The organism is Humidesulfovibrio sp. (assembly GCF_030689645.1).
GTDB lineage: Bacteria > Desulfobacterota > Desulfovibrionia > Desulfovibrionales > Desulfovibrionaceae > Humidesulfovibrio.
The window spans coordinates 1-4701 of the sequence record NZ_JAUYFU010000097.1; the positions used below are offsets into that span (position 1 = coordinate 1).

Annotated in this window: 7 protein-coding genes and 1 tRNA gene; 7 read left to right on the plus strand and 1 reads right to left on the minus strand. The window is 61.3% G+C overall.

What is annotated here, in order from left to right; genetic code table 11:
- Window positions 1–489: 489 nt before the first annotated feature.
- From Q8O35_RS13000 to Q8O35_RS13030, 7 genes are all read left to right on the plus strand, one after another.
- Window positions 490–693, plus strand: a complete 204-nt coding sequence (locus tag Q8O35_RS13000; RefSeq protein WP_305574009.1) for an AlpA family transcriptional regulator — start codon at window positions 490–492, stop codon at window positions 691–693.
- A gap of 81 nt (window positions 694–774) precedes the next feature.
- Window positions 775–915, plus strand: a complete 141-nt coding sequence (locus Q8O35_RS13005; RefSeq protein ID WP_305574011.1) for a hypothetical protein — start codon at window positions 775–777, stop codon at window positions 913–915.
- Window positions 909–2675, plus strand: a complete 1767-nt coding sequence (locus Q8O35_RS13010; protein ID WP_305574013.1) for a bifunctional DNA primase/polymerase — start codon at window positions 909–911, stop codon at window positions 2673–2675. The genes Q8O35_RS13005 and Q8O35_RS13010 overlap by 7 nt, the downstream gene beginning before the upstream one ends.
- 119 nt (window positions 2676–2794) lie before the next feature.
- The gene (locus Q8O35_RS13015) at window positions 2795–2962 is read left to right on the plus strand and encodes a hypothetical protein (protein WP_305574015.1); all 168 of its coding nucleotides are present in this window, start codon (window positions 2795–2797) and stop codon (window positions 2960–2962) included.
- The gene (locus tag Q8O35_RS13020) at window positions 2959–3195 is read left to right on the plus strand and encodes a hypothetical protein (protein WP_305574017.1); all 237 of its coding nucleotides are present in this window, start codon (window positions 2959–2961) and stop codon (window positions 3193–3195) included. Before Q8O35_RS13015 ends, Q8O35_RS13020 begins: the two co-directional genes overlap by 4 nt.
- Entirely contained in the window at window positions 3182–3424 is a 243-nt protein-coding gene (locus Q8O35_RS13025) for a hypothetical protein (protein ID WP_305574019.1), read from the plus strand. Before Q8O35_RS13020 ends, Q8O35_RS13025 begins: the two co-directional genes overlap by 14 nt.
- Before the next feature lie 17 nt (window positions 3425–3441).
- Window positions 3442–4425 (plus strand): hypothetical protein, encoded by a 984-nt coding sequence (locus Q8O35_RS13030; protein ID WP_305574021.1) that lies wholly within the window; start codon window positions 3442–3444, stop codon window positions 4423–4425.
- A gap of 136 nt (window positions 4426–4561) precedes the next feature.
- Here Q8O35_RS13030 and Q8O35_RS13035 read toward each other — a convergent pair.
- Window positions 4562–4639: transfer RNA gene (locus tag Q8O35_RS13035), tRNA-Glu, on the minus strand.
- Between the last annotated feature and the right edge of the window lie 62 nt (window positions 4640–4701).

Sequence of the window (4701 nt, forward strand, 5' to 3'; positions counted from 1 at the left end):
GACCCCGTAGTTAGGGACTGCTTCGATAGCTTTCGGAGCGTTGCGCATCTCCATGCTGCCTTGGGTGTCATATGCCTAACACCACTTCGCGGCCAAAGCACAGACCAACACGGAACAGGAAGAGCATTCCTCATGAACGCCATAGGATCGACGCCCGCCTTGTTGTCTGGAATGCTTTCTTTGTCGGAGTATTTCAGGATATTCGCTGAATCATTCACTTCGCCACGGGACAAGACACGGAAACCAATCCTCCAAGCAGGAGAAGCCTGGGCTGTTCCTGCAACACTCCATCTCCCATTGATTGACACAGAGAAACTGTTTCGCCATCCAAACGGGAAATGCCCTTGGATTGCTAGCCAAATGGAGAGGTATGCAGTCCTGCGGAGGGACACAAAGAAGTATCATCTAAGCTGAGTGGTAAAGTCTCTGGTTTAGCAATTTTCGCCAACCTCAGGCGTCCGTATCCTCCTATGCAACCAAGGAGGAACCGTGGACGCATCAAACACCCCTGCCCGCCTTATCCGTTTGCCCCAAGTCTTAGAACGTTTCCCCGTGTCGGCAACAAAGTGGTACCTGGGCATCAAGCAAGGCATCTACCCTGCCCCGGTCAAGCTGTCATACCGCTGCGCCGCGTGGCGTGAATCCGACATCAACGCTCTGATTGAGCGCGTGTCCAACGGCGAGGCCGCCTAGGGCATGGCCGGAAAAGAGAAGGCCCCGTGGTGCGAACACAGGGCCTCAGAAAATCGCGCATCGCGCTCATGTCGTGGTGACTTGAATCTAGCGCGTGTTTACCGGGCCGTCAAGGTCTGGTGCCTGCGCTGGCTGCTCACCATCGCTTCCGAAATCGGCATGGCCGCTTCCCTCTGGACTGACCGCCTCACCATCGATTTTGAGGAGGTGGCCGGATGCTAGCCGCTGCCCTTGACCTCTGCACATCTTGGCGCGTGTTCCCCTGCCGGGACAAGAAGCCCCTCACGCCCCACGGACTGAAAGACGCGAGCCAGAACAAAGCCCAGGTGCAAGAGTGGTGGACCCGCTGGCCTGACGCACAGATCGGCGTCCCTGTTGGCGAGAACACAGGATCTTTCGTTCTGGACGTGGACTTGCCAGACGGCCCCGCCTCCCTGGCTGCGCTGGAGGCTACCCACGGCCCCCTCCCGCTCACCTGGACCGCCACAACGCCTTCCGGCGGCATTCACATGCACTTCACCTTGCCCGCAGGGCTGGTGCTCAAGAACTCCGCAAGCCGACTTGGCCCCGGCCTCGATATCCGCACAGAAGGCGGCTACGTCATCGCCCCGCCCACGCCTGGTTATGCCTGGACCTCAGGCAAGACACCCCGCGCAAACGCGCCAAAATGGCTTCTGGAGCTTCTGACGACCCCGAAGGCCACTACCCACGCCGCACCCGCTCAAAGTGCCGCCACGACCTCCTACGGACGCGCTGCGCTTGATTCTGAATGCGCCCGCGTGGCCCTGGCCCCTCAGGGAAGCCGCAACCAGACGTTGAACGCCGCCGCCTTCGCCGTTGCCCAGCTTGTCGCTGGAGGCGAGGTTGACCGCTCCGAAGCCGAGGCCGCTTTGCTCCATGCCGCACTCCGGGCCGGGCTCTCTGAAACCGAGGCCAGCAAAACCCTAGCCTCTGGCATGGCCGCTGGAGAACAGGAGCCGAGGAAGCCGGAAAACGTCAACAGCGTCAACAAAAGGCCGTTTTCGTCAACACCGTCAACACCGTCAACGGCGTCAACAAACGTCAACAGCGCGTCAACAGTTGGGCCGGAATCGTCAACAGCGTCAACAGTGGACATTAGCGCCCTGGTGGACGAGTTCATAGAGCAAGCAACCGGAACATTTACAACTTCTGAGCTTTGCCAGTGGTGCGGATTGAGCACCAGAGAGCAGCGCGTGGCCGTCTCTCAGGCCCTCTTAAGAAGAATACATAAATCCAAGATAGAGCGCGTGGGGGCGCGCCACGGGAACTTCCGGCGAGTGGAAAGCGAATGCGCCTTGATTGACTTCCTGGCGAGCAATGAGCCGCCCGTGGATATCGCCTTGCCCTTCGGCCTGGACAAGCTGGTGGAGATGATGCCCGGCAATATTGCCTTGGTGGCCGGAGAACCGAACGCGGGTAAAACCGCCTTCCTGTTGAACGTGGTGCGCGAGAACATGCACAAAGCCCAGGTGCATTACTTCAACTCGGAAATGGGAGCGCAGGAACTCAAAAAGCGCCTGAGCAAGTTCGATATGCCCCTGAGTTCCTGGACGTTCAACGCCTGGGAACGCACCGACAACTTCCAAGACGCTATCAGGCCCGGCCCTGGCATCATCAACATCATCGACTTCCTTGAAGTCTCTGAGGACTTCTACCGCGTGGGCGGGATGCTCAAGGCCATTCACGACAAGCTGAATGGAGCCCTTGCCATCGTCGCCTTGCAGAAGAACCGGGGAACCGACTTGGGGCTAGGCGGTGGCCGGAGCCTTGAAAAGCCCCGCCTGTATCTGGCTCTTGAGCCTGGCGTGGTCAAGATCGTCAAGGCGAAGAACTGGAGAACCCATACGAACCCGAACGGCTTGCAGCTCAAGTTCAAGACGGTGGACGGCTGCAAACTCTTGCCGCAAGGCGACTGGCACAAGGCCCCGGAACAGTCCCAAGGCCGTTCAAAAGCCGCATGAATCAAGGGGAATCTGCATTGAAAAAGACTGAGCCAAGCAAAGCAGGGCGCGGAAATCAAGGGAGCACCCCCCCTAGGCTGCCCCCACGCCGGAGACTCGCAACCGCCCAGGACTTGCGCGTGTTCCTCTCTGACGTGCTGAACCGAGCGAACAGAAACGAGGTGGACCCGGCCACGGCCCGGACGCTGGCCTACATCGGGCAAGTGCTGGGTGGCCTTATCGAAAGATCGGACTTGGAAAAACGCCTGGAGACCCTGGAAGCCCAGGCAAAGGAGAATAGCAGATGAACAGTCTAACCCGCCGCATGGGAGCCCTGGAGCGCGTTGTGGAGGCCAAGAAGCCCGTTCTGCCGAGCGTAGTCCTTCTGGTGGGCATGGACGGCACGGCCTGCGTTGACGGCAACACCTACCCGACCACGGAAGAGGCCAAGGCCGCGCACCCCAGCCCAAGCGGGCTTTACGTCGAGGCGCTCACGTTTGACGGGCGCGTGCCCCAGGAGGTGAGCAATGACGCTGCGTAGCCGCCTGGAGCGCCTGGAGCGGCCCTTGAGCCAACACCCCGGCGAAGCCCTGTTTATCGGCAGGGCCGGACGTGAAGCGGATATTTGGCGAGGCCGGAACCGTGAATGGACCCGCCGCCCCGGCGAGACTGCCGAGGACTTCAAGGCCCGCGTTGAACGGGAGGCCCTGCCCGCTGGCAACCTCTTGCTTGTCGCAGGCTTCAACTTCGAACCTCAACCCGCCGCCTAGCGGCAAAGGACCACGCAATGAGTATCAAGCCTATCACTTCCGGCCTGGTCAAGATCAACGGCAACACGGTGGACGTGTTCCCCACTGACGAGGTGGACACCAAGCGCCGCCGCCTCGTCAGGACGGGCTTTGAGCCCCTGGAAGCCGCCGTGAACGCCGCTGGCTATGTCTCGCCGCTGCCCGGTGGCCTCACCGGAGGCGACAATGCCCGCGAGCGTGAGGCCTTCACCCTGCACTATGACGCCTGGACTGAGCCTTTGACCAAGCTCGCGGAAGCCTCCAAACGGGCCCGCCGCTACGCCTTCGACCCGGACCTGAGCACCGAGGGCAACCACAAGAAAGTCCGGGCCATCGTCGAGAAGCCACTGAGCGCCTTCGAGCTGGCCCTGAGCACCTCCTACGGCGAATTTGAGGCCGGGCTTGCCAAGGTGGAGCTGCTCATGTCCGAGGCCGTCCAGCCGGAGCCCCGCGAGAGCTTCGCCTTCCTGGCAAACGAGCTGCGAGCCCAGGAAGCCCGCGCCGCCTTCCGCGCCATGCCGGAGCATGACCGCATGGCCCCGCTGCGCGCCCTGGCTCGCCGTGGCGACCTGGACGCCCTGGAGGCAGTCCGCAACGCCGTGCTGCCCCTGGTCCCTGAGGCCGTGCAAGAACTCGCCTACAGGGATTTCCTGAGCGAGGCCCACGCATGGCTCCCGGCTTGGCTGGACGATGCCCGCGAGCTGCTGCGCACCATCGCCGCCCGTGCTGACGGACTCCGGGGGCTGGTGGCCGGGGTGCTGTTCAAGGGCATCACTGGTGTGCCGGAGATCGGGAATCCCTTCTACTTCTCCAACATGGCCCGCGTCCGGCTGGAGCAGAAGCTCCGCTATGACCTCGCGTGCGAGATGGAGAAGCAGTTTCATGCCGATGCCCCGGAGGCCCAGGACCAGAAGCGCAAGCCCAAGAAAGACCCCACCCTGGTAGAGGCGCTTATGGAACAGCGGGGCATGGAAGCCGCCTAGTCCACCACGGCAGAGACAACATGAGGGGGGGCTTCGGCCCCCTTTTTTATGCTGGAGGTTGGGAAGAGGGTTGGGACAGGATTCAAGGCCAAGAAAAAAGGCCTACGTTTTAACACGTAAGCCCTTGATTTTCTTCTGGCGTCCCCAAGGGGATTTGAACCCCTGTTAACGGCGTGAAAGGCCGTCGTCCTGGACCAGGCTAGACGATGGGGACATTTCAAAGAGTGGCTGGGGGACGAGGAATCGAACCTCGATAGGCGGATCCAGAAACCGCAG